The sequence below is a fragment of the Streptomyces sp. NPDC060198 genome, from assembly GCF_042728415.1.
Lineage (GTDB): Bacteria > Actinomycetota > Actinomycetes > Streptomycetales > Streptomycetaceae > Streptomyces.
Genome location: NZ_JBHWZJ010000161.1, coordinates 1 through 15,903, shown reverse-complemented (window position 1 = coordinate 15,903; position 15,903 = coordinate 1). Strand labels below are relative to the sequence as shown.

Below are 15,903 nucleotides of genomic sequence, written 5' to 3'. Positions count from 1 at the left end.
GCGTCCACGTCCCGGTCGGGAAGATCAACGAGGTGGCCGAGGCCGACCGCCGTCCCGCCTGACCGCAGGCCCCGTCACCCCCTGGCGAGCTTCTTCAGGGCGATGTTCAGCTTGAGGACGTTGACGCGGGGTTCACCGATGAAGCCGATGATGCGTCCGCTGGTGTTCTCGTCGACGAGCTTGCTCACCCGGTCCACCGGGAGGTGGTTCCTCTCGGCTACGCGGCGGATCTGGATGTCCGCGTACTCCGGGGAGATGTCGGGGTCCAGGCCGGAGCCGGAGGAGGTGACGGCGTCCGCCGGCACGTCGTCCGGGTCGACCGGGTGGCCGGGGACCGAGTTGTCCTCGACCACGGCGGCCTTGGCGGCGGTGACCCAGTCGATCAGGTCCTTGTTGTCGCCGGAGCGGTTGGTCGCCCCGGAGAGGATGATCTTGTACTGGGTGTTGACGCTGTTGCTGCCGAGACCGTTGGTGGGGCGGGGCTGGAACCACTTGAGGTCCGGGTCCGCCGTGTCCTGGCCGTCCTTCAGGGGCAGGTCGTAGCGCTGGCCGATCAGCTCGGAGCCGACGACCTCGCCGTCGCTGCTGACCTCGGAGCCGTTGGCCTTGTGGGAGAAGAGCGCCTGGGCGACACCGGTGACCGCGAGCGGGTAGATGACGCCGCAGACCAGGGTGAGGACGAGCAGGGCCCTCAGACCGGCCAGCAGCAGCCGGGTCGTGTTTCCTACGGAGGTGTTCATGCCGATCAGCCGATTCCGGGGATGAGGGAGATGATCAGGTCGATGATCTTGATGCCGATGAACGGGGCGACCAGGCCGCCGAGGCCGTAGAGGCCGAGGTTGCGCCGGAGCATGCTGTCCGCGCCGGCCGGCCGGTAGCGGACGCCCTTGAGGGCGAGCGGCACCAGCGCGACGATGATCAGCGCGTTGAAGACGACGGCGGACAGGATCGCGGACTGCGGGGAGTCGAGCCGCATGATGTTGAGCTTGTCCAGACCCGGGTAGACCACCGCGAACATGGCCGGGATGATCGCGAAGTACTTCGCGACGTCGTTGGCGATCGAGAACGTGGTGAGCGCACCGCGGGTGATGAGGAGCTGCTTGCCGATCGCGACGATCTCGATCAGCTTGGTGGGGTTGGAGTCCAGGTCCACCATGTTCCCGGCCTCCTTGGCGGCCGAGGTGCCGGTGTTCATCGCCACGCCGACGTCGGCCTGGGCGAGGGCGGGGGCGTCGTTCGTACCGTCACCGGTCATCGCGACGAGCTTGCCGCCCGCCTGCTCCCGCTTGATGAGGGCCATCTTGTCCTCGGGCGTCGCCTCGGCGAGGAAGTCGTCGACCCCCGCCTCCTCGGCGATGGCCTTGGCGGTCAGCGGGTTGTCGCCGGTGATCATCACCGTGCGGATGCCCATCCGGCGCAGCTCGTCGAACCGCTCCCGCATCCCCTCCTTGACGACGTCCTTGAGGTGGACGACACCCAGGACCCGGGCGCCCCGGTCGTCGTGCACGGCCACCAGCAACGGGGTGCCGCCGGCCTCGGAGATGCTGTCGGACAGCGGACCAGCGTCCTCGGAGACCGTACCGCCCTGGTCGCGTACCCAGGCGAGCAGGGACCCCGACGCGCCCTTGCGGACCGCGCGGCCGTCCACGTCCACGCCAGACATACGGGTCTGTGCGGTGAACTCGACCCAGGTGGCCCCGGACAACTCTCCCTGGTGGCGCTCGCGCAGTCCGTACCGGTCCTTGGCGAGGACCACGATGGAGCGGCCCTCGGGGGTCTCGTCGGCGAGCGAGGAGAGCTGGGCGGCGTCGGCGAGCTCCGCCTCGGTCGTGCCCCTGACCGGGAGGAACTCGGCGGCCTGGCGGTTGCCGAGGGTGATGGTGCCGGTCTTGTCGAGCAGCAGGGTCGAGACGTCACCCGCGGCCTCGACGGCCCGGCCGGACATGGCCAGCACGTTGCGCTGCACCAGCCGGTCCATGCCGGCGATACCGATCGCCGAGAGCAGCGCCCCGATCGTCGTCGGAATCAGGCAGACCAGCAGCGCGGCCAGCACGATCATCGACTGCTTGCTGCCCGCGTAGACCGCGAACGGCTGGAGGGTCACGACGGCGAGCATGAAGACGATCGTGAGCGACGCCAGCAGGATGTTCAGCGCGATCTCGTTCGGCGTCTTCTGCCGCGCCGCGCCCTCGACCAGGCTGATCATCCGGTCGATGAAGGTCTCGCCCGGCTTGGTCGTGATCTTGATGACGATGCGGTCGGAGAGGACCTTCGTGCCACCGGTGACGGCACTGCGGTCGCCGCCGGACTCACGGATCACCGGAGCCGACTCGCCCGTGATCGCGGACTCGTCGACCGAAGCCACACCCTCCACGACGTCACCGTCGCCGGGGATGACGTCCCCGGCCTCGCAGACGACCAGGTCGCCGATGCGCAGTTCGGTGCCGGGGACGCTCTCCTCGCGCGGGCCGATCAGCCGGCGGGCGACCGTGTCGGTCTTGGCCTTGCGCAGGGTGTCGGCCTGCGCCTTGCCGCGCCCCTCGGCCACCGCCTCGGCAAGATTGGCGAAGATCGTCGTCAGCCACAGCCAGAGGGCGATGGCCCAGCCGAACCAGTCGGTGGGGTCCGTGGCCGCGAGCACGGTCGTGAAGACCGAGCCGACCAGCACCACGAACATGACCGGGGACTTGACCATCACCCGGGGGTCGAGCTTGCGGACCGCCTCCGGGAAGGAGGTGAGCAGCTGCTTCGGGTCGAAGAATCCTCCGCCGACGCGGGCGGCGGCCGGCTTCGGGTCGGCCGGTCCGTCCCCGTGCGGTGCGGGCGGCTGGGCGAGGGTGGACATGGTGTCCTCTTGCGGGGTTCGTGTGGTCATGACGCCAGCCCCTCGGCGAGCGGGCCCAGAGCGAGGGCGGGGAAGTAGGTCAGACCGGTGACGATCATGATGGCGCCGACCAGCAGCCCGCTGAAGAGCGGCTTGTGGGTGCTGAGGGTGCCGGTGGTCTCCGGTACGGGCTTCTGCTCGGCCAGCGAGCCGGCCAGGGCCAGCACGAAGACCATCGGGACGAACCGTCCGAGGAGCATCGCGAGCCCGATGGTGGTGTTGAACCACTGGGTGTCGGCGTTGAGCCCCGCGAAGGCGGAGCCGTTGTTGTTCGCGCCTGAGGTGTAGGCGTACAGGATCTCGGAGAAACCGTGCGCGCCCGTGTTCGTCATGGAGTTGCCCGGGGTGGGCAGCGCCATCGCCACGGCCGTGAAGCCGAGCACCAGGGCGGGGACCACCAGGATGTAGCAGGCCGCGAGCTTGATCTCGCGGGTGCCGATCTTCTTGCCCAGGTACTCCGGCGTGCGCCCGACCATCAGGCCGGCCAGGAAGACCGCGATGATCGCCATGATCAGCATGCCGTAGAGGCCGGAGCCGACCCCACCGGGCGCGATCTCGCCGAGCTGCATCCCCAGCATGGTGATGCCGCCGCCGAAGCCGGTGTAGGAGGAGTGGAACGAGTCGACCGCACCGGTGGAGGTGAGCGTGGTGGTGACGGCGAAGATCGATGATCCGGCGACGCCGAATCGATTCTCCTTGCCCTCCATCGCTCCGCCCGCGATGTCGAACGCGGGGCCGTGGTGGGCGAACTCGGTCCACATCATCAGGGCGATGAAGCCGACCCAGATGGCGGCCATCGTGCCGAGGATCGCGTAGCCCTGCTTGAGCGAGCCGACCATGCGGCCGAAGGTGCGGGTCAGCGCGAAGGGGATGACGAGGATCAGGAAGGCTTCGAAGAGGTTGGTGAGGCCGTTGGGGTTCTCGAAGGGGTGGGCGGAGTTGGCGTTGAAGTAACCGCCGCCGTTCGTGCCCAGCTCCTTGATGACCTCCTGCGAGGCGACCGCGCCGCCGTTCCACTGCTGCGAACCGCCAATGAACTGGCCGACCTCGTGGATGCCGGAGAAGTTCTGGATCGCGCCGCAGGCGACCAGGATCAGCGCACCGAGCACCGAGATGGGGAGCAGGATGCGGACCGTGCCGCGCACCAGGTCGGACCAGAAGTTGCCGAGCTCACCGGTGCGGGACCGGGCGAAGCCGCGTACGAGAGCCACCGCGACGGCCATGCCGACGGCGGCGGAGACGAAGTTCTGCACCGCGAGGCCGCCGGTCTGCACGACGTGGCCCATGGCCTGCTCGCCGTAGTACGACTGCCAGTTGGTGTTGGCGACGAAGGACGCCGCCGTGTTGAACGCCTGGTCCGGGTCGATCGAGACGAAGCCGAGGGAGCCGGGCAGACTGCCCTGCAGCCGCTGGAGCAGGTACAGGAAGAGCAGGCTCACCGCGGAGAACGCGAGGACGCCGCGCAGGTAGGCGGGCCAGCGCATCTGGGTGCCGGGGTCGGCGCCGATGGCCCGGTACATCCACTTCTCGACGCGCAAGTGCTTGTCGGAGGAGTAGACGCGTGCCATGTGGTCGCCGAGGGGGCGGTAGGCCAGGCCCAGCGCGACGATCAGCGCGAGCACTTGGAGCACACCGGCGAAGAGGGGACTCATGTCGGGCTAGAACCTCTCCGGGTACAGAAGGGCGAGGACGAGGTAGCCCAGCAGGGCGACGGCCACGACGAGGCCGACGATGTTCTCGGCAGTCACAGCTTCGCCACCCCCCTGGCGATGAGGGCCACCAGCGCGAAGACCGCGATCGTGGTGACGACGAAGGCCACGTCGGCCATCGTGTGCTCCTAGATGAGGTTCGGTTTCTCGGACCCCCTGAGCAAACCTCCGGCCAGAGCCTTTCAGGCCGCCGTTGATGTCTTCCATACGTGCGCAGGCGCTCCCTTGACGGCGCCCATACGGCGCCGATACGCGCCCCTGACGGCTGCCGGACGCGGCGCGGGAGACACGAGTAAGCGCATGCGGGAGAGACACCGGCGGACGAGGGCCGCACGGCACGCGAAAAGACCGGTGGGCCGCACCCCGGGTGAAGGGATGCGGCCCACCGGCCTGAACAGTCCGTGCGTCCGTACGAACCCGTACCGACAGCCCTCAGCGGATCTCGCTGATCTCCGGTCCGCGCTGGAGCTGGCCCATGCCGCCGGAGAACTTGGAGTTCTCCTGGTCCTCCTGCTGGACACCCTCGGGCACCATCTGGGCGTCGTTGGGGAGCTTGAGGACGATCGGGTCACGGGGGGCCATCGGGCCCTCGCCGCGGACGACCACGGTGTCCCGGAAGATCTGCTCCAGGAGTCCGGCGGCCTGCGGCTGCACGGCGCCCTGGCCCGAGATCACTCCGCGCAGGAACCACCGGGGTCCGTCGACACCGACGAAGCGCACCAGCTGGACACCGTTCTTCCCGTCGGGAAGCTGTACGGGGACCTGGGCGCGCAGCTCCCAGCCGAGCGGGCCCTCGACCTCGTCGATGATCCCGCCCTGCTTGGTGATGCCCGAGGCGATCTCCTCGCGGACCTCGCCCCAGATGCCCTCCTTCTTGGGGGCGGCGAAGGCCTGCAGCTGGATCGCGCTGTCGCGCAGCACCACGGTGGCGGCGACGATCGCGTCCCCGGCCACCTCCACCCGGAGTTCCATGCCCTCGACTCCGGGCACGAAGACGCCACCCAGGTCGACCCGGCCCTCGCCGGGCCTGGAGACCTCGGAGATGTCCCAGGGTCCGTCCGGCCGAGGGGCCGGCGGAAGGTTCGTCCGACGCGCGCTCACCGCGTTGTCGGCGTCATCGAGCTCGTCGGCGACCTGCTCGGTCTCGCGCGCTTCGTCCACCGTGTCCTCGGCGGAACCACTCTTCTTGCGACGTCCGAACACGTCACTGTCCTTCCCGGTCGGATACGACCGAAGCGTAGTTGTTCCCACCCGGGGTGTTACCGCCCCCGACGCCGTCCACCGAGGCATGACCGCCGGTGGACCCGAATCCCCCCTCGGCCCGTGCCGAGCCGGGAAGTTCCGCGACCTCGTGGAAGCGCACCTTCTCGACCTGCTGGACGATCAATTGGGCAATCCGGTCGAAACGCTCGAACCGCACGGTCTCGCGCGGGTCGAGGTTGACGACGATCACCTTGATCTCTCCACGGTACCCGGCATCCACCGTCCCCGGGGCATTCACGAGGGCTACTCCGCAGCGGGCCGCGAGGCCGGAGCGGGGGTGCACGAACGCCGCGTAGCCGTCCGGCAGGGCGATCGACACTCCGGTGGGCAGCACCGCCCGCTCCCCCGGGGCGAGCTCCGCCGCCTCGGTGGTCACCAGGTCGGCACCGGCATCGCCGGGGTGGCCGTACGCGGGAACCGGGACCTGCGGGTCCAGGCGCCGGAGAAGGACGTCGACGGGAGGACGGGTCACGGGTTCACCTCGAAGGCTCGGGCACGCTTGATCTGGTCGGGGTCGGCCATCGCCGCGCGGATCTCGTCGGGGCGGCCGTTGTCGATGAAGTGGTCGACCTTCACCTCGACGAAGAGGGCGTCGGCCCGCACCGCGACGGGGCCCCCGGGGCCGCCGATCCGGCCGACGGCGGTGGAGTAGATCTTCCTGCCGTGCACGGCGACGACCCGCGCCTCCACGTGCAGCACGGTCCCGACCGGGACGGGCGCGGAGAAGTCGGTCTCCAGCCGCCCGGTGACCGCGATGACCCGCAGCAGCCAGCTCAGCGAGCCGAGCGTCTCGTCCAGCGCCGTGGCGAGCACTCCGCCGTGCGCCAGACCGGGCGCACCCTGGTGTTCGGGACGCACGGTGAACTCGGCGGTCACGCTCACGCCCTCGCCGGCCCGGGCCGCGAGGTGCAGGCCGTGGGGCTGCTCGCCGCCGCAGCCGAAACAGTGTTCGTAGTGCGAGCCGAGAAGCTCACCGGGCGCGGGCGCCTCGGGGTGCCGCACGGGTGCCACCGCGTCGGCCGGGGGTGTCAGAGCTGCAGATGTTCCACTCACACGCGCAGACCTTACCCGCGAGCCCGACCGCGGGTCTCGCCGTGCCAAGCTTGTTCCCATGCAGCCTTCCGTACCGCCCTACGACGAACGCCTCACCGCACCCCGCACCTGGTGGCTCCTCGCCTTCGGGGCGGGGGTGGCCTGCGCGCTGATGCTCCTGCCGCTCGGCGGCCTGTTCCTCCTCGCGGGGCTGGTCGGCGGTACGGCCGCGACGGCGGTCGTGGTCAGTTCGTACGGCTCCGTCCGCATCCGGGTGGTCGCGGACTCCCTGGTCGCCGGGGACGCGCGGATTCCCCTCTCCGCGCTCGGGGACGCCGAGGCGCTGGACGCGGAGGAGGCGCGGGCCTGGCGTACGTACAAGGCGGACGCGCGCGCCTTCATGCTGCTGCGCGGCTACATCCCGACGGCGGTGCGGGTGAAGGTGACCGATCCCGCGGACCCCACGCCCTACCTCTACCTCTCGACGCGCGAGCCGCAGGCGCTCATCGCCGCGCTCTCCACCGCGCCGGTGGCGGCACAGGACTGAGCAGCTCCCCTACCACCGGCAGCCTGCCGATGGTCGGCAGGCTGCGCGGGTCGTGCGAGCGGGCCGTGCGGGCCGCTCAGCGGCCCTCTGCCTCCGGAGGGAGGACGGAGGGCCCGGCGGGCCGCTCCAGTGCCGGAAGTCCGGTCAGCCGGTCCCAGGCGACCTGGTGTTTCCGCAGGTCCTTCCTGATGTGTCCGGCAAGCTTGCGGGTGTCGCGGCGGTTCATCGCCGCGCCCACGGCGGCCCCGATCATCAGGGGGATGAGGTTGGGCAGATCGCGCGCCATGCGCTTCATGATCTGCTGGCGCAGCTCGCGTTTCATCTGGCCGCCCAGGGCCGCGTTGAGCGTGACGGGGCGGCTGACGTCGACGCCGCGCTCCTCCGTCCAGGACGCGAGGTAGGCGGTGGTGCGCTGGGTGAGGTTGCCCGGGGGGCGGTTGCCGTAGACCTCGTGGAGTTCGGCGACGAGCTTCAGCTCGATCGCGGCCACCCCGGTGATCTCCGCCGCGAGCTCGGCGAGCATGGCGGGGGGTACGGGCAGCATGGCCGCGGCCCCGATGCCCGCGCCCACGGCCGCGGTGGCCTTGCTCGCACCCGCGACGAGGCGGTCCGCGATCTCCTCGGGACCGAGTCCCGGAAAGTGGCGGCGGAGCGTGGCGAGGTCGCGCACGGGGACGCGGGGAGCCGTGTCGATGATCCGGTCGGCCAGATGTCCGGCGACCGCTCTGACGCTCTCCCCGCCCTTGTGCACGCCCCGTTTCACTGCGTTCAGCGGCCCGGTCGGGGCCGCGTCGGGTGCCGGGGTGCGCCGGCCACCGGGCTCCCCGGCCTGTCCGGCCCCGTCCGGCAGGCCGGCCGCCGGGGCCACTTCGAGCGAGGCCGGGTGGCCCCGCTCGTCGTCGGTCGTGCCGGAGGGGTCGTGCGGGGCCTTGTGACGCCCGTCAGGGACTTGCGAGCCCTCTGCCGGGCCCGTGTCGCCCTCATTCGCCTCCGGCCCTTCACTGCGCCGTGAGCGCCGCTTCCGAAACGGGTTGTCGCCTGTCACGGCAGGCCTGCCTCAGTCGCAGTCGCGGCAGATCGGCTGACCGTTCTTCTCGCGAGCCAGCTGGCTGCGGTGGTGCACGAGGAAACAGCTCATGCAGGTGAACTCGTCGGCCTGCTTGGGCAGGACGCGAACGGCGAGTTCTTCGTTGGACAGGTCCGCGCCGGGCAGCTCAAGGCCCTCCGCGGCGTCGAACTCGTCGACGTCGACGGCGGACGCGGTCTTGTCGCTCCGCCGCGCCTTCAGCTCTTCCAGGCTGTCCTGATCGACGTCGTCGTCGGTCTTGCGTGGGGTGTCGTAATCCGTTGCCATGTCGCTCTCCCCCTCTTGGGTTTCTGCGGGTGTCTCAGCGCACGTAACGCGTGAGAGGCCGGACTTGTGCCCGACCTGAGGCGGAGATTTTGCCTCACATCAAGGTCTGTTACTCAATCGACACCCGAACCGGCCGCCGCTGAGCGGCCGTCTTGGGTGGCGAAGGGGACCGTACACGGTCCGGATGCCCTGCTCCACGGGTGCCACCCCGTGTACTTCCCGTGATACCACCCCTCGAAAACCCGGGCGTTTCCCGGCTTTACGCCCGAAGGAGGCTCACGGAGAGTAGACGTGTCCACTGTGGCCCCTGTGATCGATCACACAGGGACAAACCGGGGACGCAGTACGAAAATTCCGCTCAAAGCGAAAGCGATGGACCCTCCCCCGCTCGCGCCGTGACGCTTTTCAGACGGGCAGAGTGACGCGCATCACGAGACCGCCACCCTCTCGGGGCTCCGCGATGATACGGCCTCCATGGGCCCGCGCCACGGATCTCGCGATCGACAGGCCGAGTCCGACCCCCTTGTCGCTCCCCGTCCGCTCCGTGCGGAGCCTGCGGAACGGCTCGAAGAGGTTGTCGATCTCGTACGCGGGAACCACCGGCCCTGTGTTCGAGACCACCAGCAGCGCCTGCCCGGGCCCGAAGTGGGAGGTGACCTCCACCCAGCCCGACTCCGGGACGTTGTAGCGCACGGCGTTCTGTACGAGGTTCAGGGCGATCCGCTCCAGCAGGACGCCGTTGCCCTGGACCACGGCGGGCGCGCGCTCACCGCGGATCTCCACGCCCTTCTGGGCGGCCTCCGCGCGGGCCTGGTCGATGGCTCGCTCGGCGACCTCGGCCAGGTCGACCGGCTTCCGCTCGACGATCTGGTTCTCGCTCCTGGCGAGCAGCAGAAGGCCCTCCACCAGCTGCTCACTGCGCTCATTGGTGGCGAGCAGCGTCTTGCCCAGCTGCTGGAGCTCGGGCGGGGCCGCGGGGTCCGAGAGGTGCACCTCCAGCAGGGTGCGGTTGATCGCCAGCGGGGTCCGCAGCTCGTGCGAGGCGTTGCCGACGAACCGCTGCTGCGCGGTGAAGGCGCGCTCCAGGCGGTCCAGCATCTCGTCGAAGGTGTCGGAGAGCTCCTTGAGCTCGTCGTCCGGTCCGTCCAGCTCGATCCGGCGCGACAGATCCGTCCCGGCCACCCTGCGGGCGGTACGGGTGATCTTGCCGAGCGGCGACAGGACGCGGCCCGCCATCGCGTAGCCGAAGGCGAACGCGATGATGCTGAGCCCCACGAGCGCCAGCAGGGCCCGGTTCAGCAGGCTGTCCAGCGCGTGCTGGCGCTGGGAGGCCGTGCAAGCCTTGATGGCGTCGTTGAGCTGGTCGTTGTTCTGCGAGGCCGCCAGTTGCGGGCACGTCGTGCTGGAGATCCGGACGTTGGTGCCGGACACCTGGAAGGCGGGGCCTCCGGCGTCGTGCAGGGCCTGCGCGGCCAGCATGTAGATGATCGCGAGCAGCAGGATGCCCGCGATCAGGAACATCCCGCCGTAGAGGAGCGTCAGCCGTATCCGGATGGTGGGACGCAGCCAGGGCGAGGTGAGGTCCTGTTGCTTGGGGTCCCAGGTGGGTTTCGGGGGCGCCGGCACCGGCGCCGAGGACGTGGCCATCGAGTCGCTCAGATCCGGTAACCGGAACCGGGGACGGTGACGATGACCGGGGGCTCACCGAGTTTGCGGCGCAGCGTCATGACGGTCACCCGCACGACGTTGGTGAAGGGGTCGGTGTTCTCGTCCCACGCCTTCTCCAGCAGCTGTTCGGCCGAGACCACCGCACCCTCGCTGCGCATCAGGACCTCCAGCACGGCGAACTCCTTCGGCGCGAGCTGGATCTCCTGCTCGCCCCGGAACACTTCGCGGCGGTTGGGGTCGAGCTTGATGCCGGCCCGCTCCAGGACGGGGGGCAGCGCCACCGTCGTACGCCGGCCCAGCGCGCGGACCCGAGCGGTCAGCTCGCTGAAGGCGAAGGGCTTGGGGAGGTAGTCGTCGGCTCCCAGCTCCAGTCCTTCGACCCGGTCGGACACGTCCCCGGAAGCGGTGAGCATGAGCACCCGGGTGGGCATGCCCAGCTCGACGATCTTGCGGCAGACGTCGTCCCCGTGGACGAGCGGGAGGTCCCGGTCGAGCACCACGACGTCGTAGTCGTTGACCTCGACCCGTTCCAGGGCCGCCGCTCCGTCGTAGACCACGTCGACGGCCATCGCCTCGCGGCGGAGTCCGGTGGCCACCGCGTCGGCGAGCAGCTGCTCGTCCTCGACGACGAGTACGCGCACGGCACTGTCCCTTCTCTGATGCGGTTCCGGCGGACGTTCCGCACGTCCCGCGGGCAGCCCGGCCGCCCCCTTCCCGGGGCACGGCGGACCGACTGTTCGCGACCATCCTGCCCGCAACACCCATAAACCGGCGGTAAGACGGCCGGCGGCGACCTGCGGGTTCGGAGGGAAACGAGGAAGGCGGCATATTCACGGGCGAGTTGAGGTTTCTCCCGCTCCCGGCCCGGGGAGGACGGATTTACACCCGCGATCACGCCACGTACGTGGCTCGCCACTGCCGTTCCTTTTCCCGGAGGAACCGCGTGACCGACGGCACTCGGGACCAGGCCCGAGACATCCCGGCACACCCCCGTGCCACCGACCCACGCCGAGGGGGCGCTTCATGGACGCTTTCACCGCAGGGCTGCTGCATCGCATCAGGACGACCGAGTCCGACCTCACCCGGGCCCGCGAGACGGGTGACGACTTCCTGGCGGACGTCGAGCAGAGCGAGCTGGACGATCTGCTGCGCCTCGCCGCCGAACACGGCGTCGAGACCGGCGTCGGGACCGGAGTCACCACCGTCTGACCCGGAACCGACCCGCACACCGCACCCACCGCACGTGCGCCACCCGCACGACCGAGCCGCACCACCAGGCCCCACCGCACCGCCGAGCCGCACCGCACGACCGAGCCGCACCACCAGGCCGCGGCGACACGCGTCGCCCGCACCACACGGAACGCCCGCCGGAACTCCCGAGGAGTCGCGGCGGGCGTTCCGCACGTCCGGCACATGTCACGTGTCACGTGTCCGCGCCGGGGTCCGGCGTCAGTCGTGCCAGGCACCCAGCTTCTCCAGGATCGCCTGGAGGGGCTCGAAGACGCCCGGCGACGCGGCCACCGTCAGGTCCCCGTCGGCGGGCAGCCCCGGGCGTCCGCCGGTGAGCGCGCCGGCCTCGCGGGCGATGAGGTCGCCGGCCGCCAGGTCCCAGGGGTGGAGTCCGCGCTCGTAGTAGCCGTCGAGCCGGCCGGCGGCCACGTCGCACAGGTCGATGGCGGCCGACCCCCCGCGCCGGATGTCGCGGAGCCTCGGGATCAGCTGCTGGGCCACGTCGGCCTGGTGGGTGCGGACGGTGGCGACGTAGTTGAAGCCGGTCGACACGAGCGCCTGGTCCAGCGGCGGGGCGGGCCGGACGCGCAGAGCGGTGCCGTTCACGTACGCGCCGCCTCCCCGCACCGCATGGAAGGTCTCGCCGCGCATCGGCGCCTCGACCACGCCCACGACCCGCTCCCCGTCGAGCTCCGCGGCGATCGAGACGGCCCAGGTCGGCAGGGAGTAGAGGTAGTTCACCGTCCCGTCCAGCGGGTCGATGACCCAGCGGACACCGCTGGTGCCCTCGCGGCTCGCGCCCTCCTCGCCGAGGAAGCCGTCCTCCGGGCGGTGGTCCAGGAGGTAGCCGGTGATCAGCTTCTCGGCGGCGATGTCCATCTCGGTGACGACGTCGATGGGGCTCGATTTGGTCGCGGCCACCCCCAGGTCGGCAGGACGGCCGTCGCGCAGCAGGGCTCCGGCGCGGGCGGCGGCGGTCCGGGCGAGTTCGAGGAGTTCGGCGAGCAGGGGGTCGGTCACGGCGCTCCCAGAGAGTCGGGTTCGGTAGGTCGGGCTCGGGCAGTTCGGTTCGGACACGGGGCATCGGAGGTGTGACGGCTCCCGCCCGGCGACCCTGCCGATGCTGTGCGGAGCAGTGTTGGCGCAGTGCGGCACGTGTGCGGTTGCGGTGCGGTGCCGGTGCGTTCGCGGTGCGGTGCGGTGCGGTCAGGCGAACGGGCTGTCGGCGCCCGCGGCGGCCGGCTTCGGTGCCCTGGCCGGACAGCAGCCGACCGGGCAGAGGTCGTGCGAGGGGCCGAGAGCGCCGAGCGCGCAGCGGTCCACGCGGTACCCCTGCTCGGTGGCGGCGCGCTCCAGCACGAGGTCGCGGACGGCCGCGGCGAACCGCGGGTCGGCACCGACGGTGGCCGACCGGCGGACGGGCAGCCCGAGCTCGGCGGCCTTGGCGGTGGCCTCCGTGTCGAGGTCGTAGAGGACCTCCATGTGGTCGGAGACGAACCCGATGGGAACCATCACGACCGCCGGGACGCCGTCGCCGTGCAGGCCCTCCAGGTGGTCGCAGATGTCGGGTTCGAGCCACGGGATGTGCGGGGCGCCGCTGCGGGACTGGTAGACGAGCTGCCAGGGGTACTCGACGCCGGTCTCCTCGCGGACCGCTGCGACGATCACCCGGGCGACGTCGAGGTGCTCGGCGACGTAGGCGCCGCCGTCGCCGTGGGCCTCCGCGGGCCCGGAGGTGTCGGCCGCCGACACGGGGATGGAGTGCGTGGTGAAGGCCAGGTGGGCTCCCGCACGCTCTTCGTCGGTGAGGCTCGCGAGCGAGGCGAGCACGCCGTCGGTCATGGGCGTCACGAAGCCGGGGTGGTTGAAGTAGTGGCGCAGTTTGTCCACGCGCGGCACCGTCAGGCCTTCGGCCCGCAGGGTCTCCAGCGCGTCGGCGAGGTTCTCGCGGTACTGCCTGCAGCCCGAGTAGGAGGCGTAGGCGCTCGTCGCGAGGGTCAGAATCCGGCGGTGTCCCGCCTCGGTCATCTCGCGCAGGGTGTCGGTCAGGTACGGGGCCCAGTTGCGGTTGCCCCAGTACACCGGAAGGTCCAGCCCGTGGCCTGCGAAGTCCGTACGCAGGGCTTCCAGCAAGTCCCGGTTCTGGCCGTTGATCGGACTGATGCCGTCGAAGAGGAAGTAGTGCTTGCCGACCTCCTTCAGCCGCTCTTCGGGGATGCCCCGACCGTGGGTGACGTTCCGGAGGAACGGAACCACGTCGTCCGGGCCTTCGGGACCGCCGAAGGAGAGGAGGAGCAGGGCGTCGTAGGGAGCGGGGTCGCGCAGATCGGGCATGGCTCCGATCCTGCCACCCGGGGCCGGGAGCATCGCCACCGACATCCGTCCCGCCCGCGGGGCGGGTCGTACGAGCGGTATCGCGACCGGGCGCGGTTGCGGGCGGCGGCCGTGAGTATGATCCCCCTCCAACTGGCCGGGAGCCTGCCGTTCCTGGCCGTGGCGCTCTTGCGTGACGCGTCCGGCGCCGGGCGGGGTACGCGGTGGTGGGCGCGCTCGCGGCCGTCGCGGCGTGCCCGGGGTATCGGCGGCCGGCGAGGCCGGCGCAGACGGGAAAGCGTGGGGAAGATGACCAGCACCGACGCAAGGACGGCGCGCGCGTGGCGCAACTGGGCGGGGAACGTCACCGCCCGGCCGGTACGGGAGGTCTCACCCGCCTCCGTGGACGAACTCGCCGACGCGGTGCGCCGGGCCGCCGAAGACGGACTGCGGGTGAAGCCGGTCGGCACGGGTCACTCGTTCACGGCGGCGGCGGCCACCGACGGGGTACTCGTCCGTCCCGACCTGCTCACCGGCATCCGTGGCATCGACCGGGAGGCGATGACGGTCACCGTGGAGGCGGGCACTCCGCTCAAGCGGCTCAACGCCGCCCTCGCCCGGGAGGGCCTCTCGCTCACCAACATGGGCGACATCATGGAGCAGACCGTCGCCGGGGCCACCTCCACCGGTACCCATGGCACCGGCCGCGAATCGGCGTCCATAGCCGCGCAGATCCGGGCCCTGGAACTGGTCACGGCGGACGGCACGGTGCTGCGCTGCTCCGAACAGGAGAACCCGGAGGTCTTCGCGGTCGCGCGGATCGGTCTCGGCGCGCTGGGCGTGATCACCGCGATCACCTTCGCGGTGGAGCCCGTCTTCCTGCTGACCGCCCGCGAGGAGCCGATGACCTTCGACGCGGTGACCGCGGGCTTCGACGAGTTGGTCACCGAGAACGAGCACTTCGAGTTCTACTGGTTCCCGCACACGGGCAACTGCAACACCAAGCGCAACAACCGCAGCGCGGGCCCTTCCGCCCCGCCGGGCCGGATCAGCGGCTGGATCGAGGACGAACTCCTCTCCAACGGAATATTCCAGCTGGCCTGTTCGGTGGGCCGCGCCTTCCCTGCGGCGATCCCCTCGATCGCCCGGGTATCCAGCCGGGCCCTGTCGGCCCGTACGTACACGGACATCCCCTACAAGGTGTTCACCAGCCCGCGCCGGGTGCGCTTCATGGAAATGGAGTACGCCCTTCCGCGCGAGGCCGCCGTGGCGGCGCTGCGGGAACTCAAGGCGATGGTGGACGCCTCGCCGCTGCGGATCAGTTTCCCGGTCGAGGTCCGTACCGCCCCCGCCGACGACATCGCCCTGTCCACCGCGTCCGGCCGCGAGAGCGCCTACATCGCCGTCCATCTCTACCGGGGCACTCCGCACCAGGCGTACTTCACGGCGGTCGAACGGATCATGACGGCGCACGGGGGCCGTCCGCACTGGGGGAAGGTGCACACCCGGGACGCCGGGTATCTCGCGGAGGTCTATCCGCGGTTCGGTGAGTTCACGGCGGTACGCAACCGGCTGGACCCGGACCGGCTGTTCGGCAACGACTATCTGCGGCGGGTACTGGGAGACTGATCCGCCGGATTCCGGCAGCGGGTACGACAGCGGCCCCGGCCGCCGCCCTCGTGGGGTGGCGGCCGGGGCCGTCGTCCTGCCGCTCCGGTGCGGATGCGGGTCACTCCCCGCCGGTGTCGCCTCCGGTGGCCGGGTCCGGTGTGACCGTGCCGCCGGTGTCGGCCGTCTGCTCGGGCGCGGTGCTCGCGCCGTCACCGGCCGCCGGGGAGGACGGCGTCGGCGAGGGCGCCGGGGTGGTGGCGCCACCCGTCGGCGTGGGGGCGGGGGTGGTGGC

General features: G+C 70.8%; 16 protein-coding genes. 3 read left to right on the top strand and 13 right to left on the bottom strand.

Annotated features, from left to right (window positions below):
- Positions 1–74 precede the first annotated feature (74 nt).
- From ACFWEP_RS20095 to ACFWEP_RS20065, 7 genes are all read right to left on the bottom strand, one after another.
- On the bottom strand, positions 75–740 hold the full coding sequence (locus ACFWEP_RS20095; RefSeq protein WP_387371641.1) for a potassium-transporting ATPase subunit C: 666 nt from the start codon (positions 738–740) through the stop codon (positions 75–77).
- A 5-nt stretch (positions 741–745) separates the two neighbouring features.
- The gene (gene kdpB / locus ACFWEP_RS20090; protein ID WP_387371640.1) at positions 746–2,875 is read right to left on the bottom strand and encodes a potassium-transporting ATPase subunit KdpB; all 2,130 of its coding nucleotides are present in this window, start codon (positions 2,873–2,875) and stop codon (positions 746–748) included.
- Positions 2,872–4,536: a potassium-transporting ATPase subunit KdpA gene (gene kdpA, locus ACFWEP_RS20085; protein ID WP_387371639.1), complete on the bottom strand. Its 1,665-nt coding sequence runs from the start codon at positions 4,534–4,536 to the stop codon at positions 2,872–2,874. Before kdpA ends, kdpB begins: the two co-directional genes overlap by 4 nt.
- Before the next feature lie 6 nt (positions 4,537–4,542).
- Entirely contained in the window at positions 4,543–4,632 is a 90-nt protein-coding gene (kdpF, locus tag ACFWEP_RS20080; RefSeq protein WP_078075662.1) for a K(+)-transporting ATPase subunit F, read from the bottom strand.
- Between the two features lie 393 nt (positions 4,633–5,025).
- Positions 5,026–5,796: a DUF3710 domain-containing protein gene (locus ACFWEP_RS20075; protein ID WP_387371638.1), complete on the bottom strand. Its 771-nt coding sequence runs from the start codon at positions 5,794–5,796 to the stop codon at positions 5,026–5,028.
- Position 5,797: 1 nt separating this feature from the next.
- Positions 5,798–6,328 (bottom strand): dUTP diphosphatase, encoded by a 531-nt coding sequence (gene dut, locus ACFWEP_RS20070; protein WP_328718945.1) that lies wholly within the window; start codon positions 6,326–6,328, stop codon positions 5,798–5,800.
- Complete coding sequence (locus tag ACFWEP_RS20065) at positions 6,325–6,909, bottom strand: PaaI family thioesterase (RefSeq protein ID WP_387371637.1); 585 nt, start codon at positions 6,907–6,909, stop codon at positions 6,325–6,327. Before ACFWEP_RS20065 ends, dut begins: the two co-directional genes overlap by 4 nt.
- A gap of 58 nt (positions 6,910–6,967) precedes the next feature.
- On the opposite strand from ACFWEP_RS20065, the gene ACFWEP_RS20060 reads away from it, so the two are divergent.
- Positions 6,968–7,435: a DUF3093 domain-containing protein gene (locus ACFWEP_RS20060; protein ID WP_387371636.1), complete on the top strand. Its 468-nt coding sequence runs from the start codon at positions 6,968–6,970 to the stop codon at positions 7,433–7,435.
- A gap of 76 nt (positions 7,436–7,511) precedes the next feature.
- Here ACFWEP_RS20060 and ACFWEP_RS20055 read toward each other — a convergent pair whose 3' ends face one another.
- From ACFWEP_RS20055 to ACFWEP_RS20040, 4 genes are all read right to left on the bottom strand, one after another.
- Positions 7,512–8,480 carry a hypothetical protein gene (locus tag ACFWEP_RS20055; protein WP_387371635.1) on the bottom strand — a complete coding sequence of 323 codons (969 nt, stop codon included), beginning with the start codon at positions 8,478–8,480 and terminating at the stop codon, positions 7,512–7,514.
- Between the two features lie 12 nt (positions 8,481–8,492).
- Positions 8,493–8,789: a DUF4193 domain-containing protein gene (locus tag ACFWEP_RS20050; protein ID WP_003965732.1), complete on the bottom strand. Its 297-nt coding sequence runs from the start codon at positions 8,787–8,789 to the stop codon at positions 8,493–8,495.
- Between the two features lie 405 nt (positions 8,790–9,194).
- A complete protein-coding gene (locus tag ACFWEP_RS20045) occupies positions 9,195–10,436 on the bottom strand; it encodes a sensor histidine kinase (protein ID WP_387371634.1) in 1,242 nt (413 codons plus the stop codon).
- Positions 10,437–10,444: 8 nt separating this feature from the next.
- A complete protein-coding gene (locus ACFWEP_RS20040; RefSeq protein ID WP_275491683.1) occupies positions 10,445–11,098 on the bottom strand; it encodes a response regulator transcription factor in 654 nt (217 codons plus the stop codon).
- 382 nt (positions 11,099–11,480) lie between these two features.
- Here ACFWEP_RS20040 and ACFWEP_RS20035 point away from each other — a divergent pair, with 382 nt between their 5' ends.
- Positions 11,481–11,666, top strand: coding sequence for a hypothetical protein (locus tag ACFWEP_RS20035; RefSeq protein ID WP_387371633.1), 186 nt, complete (start codon positions 11,481–11,483; stop codon positions 11,664–11,666).
- Positions 11,667–11,906: 240 nt separating this feature from the next.
- Here the strand turns inward: ACFWEP_RS20035 and ACFWEP_RS20030 are convergent, their stop codons facing one another.
- Together ACFWEP_RS20030 and ACFWEP_RS20025 are read right to left on the bottom strand one after the other, a co-directional pair.
- Complete coding sequence (locus ACFWEP_RS20030) at positions 11,907–12,707, bottom strand: inositol monophosphatase family protein (protein ID WP_387371632.1); 801 nt, start codon at positions 12,705–12,707, stop codon at positions 11,907–11,909.
- 186 nt (positions 12,708–12,893) lie between these two features.
- Positions 12,894–14,021 carry a ferrochelatase gene (locus tag ACFWEP_RS20025; protein ID WP_387371631.1) on the bottom strand — a complete coding sequence of 376 codons (1,128 nt, stop codon included), beginning with the start codon at positions 14,019–14,021 and terminating at the stop codon, positions 12,894–12,896.
- Between the two features lie 288 nt (positions 14,022–14,309).
- Between ACFWEP_RS20025 and ACFWEP_RS20020 the strand changes: the two genes are divergently transcribed.
- Complete coding sequence (locus tag ACFWEP_RS20020; protein ID WP_387371630.1) at positions 14,310–15,629, top strand: D-arabinono-1,4-lactone oxidase; 1,320 nt, start codon at positions 14,310–14,312, stop codon at positions 15,627–15,629.
- Positions 15,630–15,903: the final 274 nt, after the last annotated feature.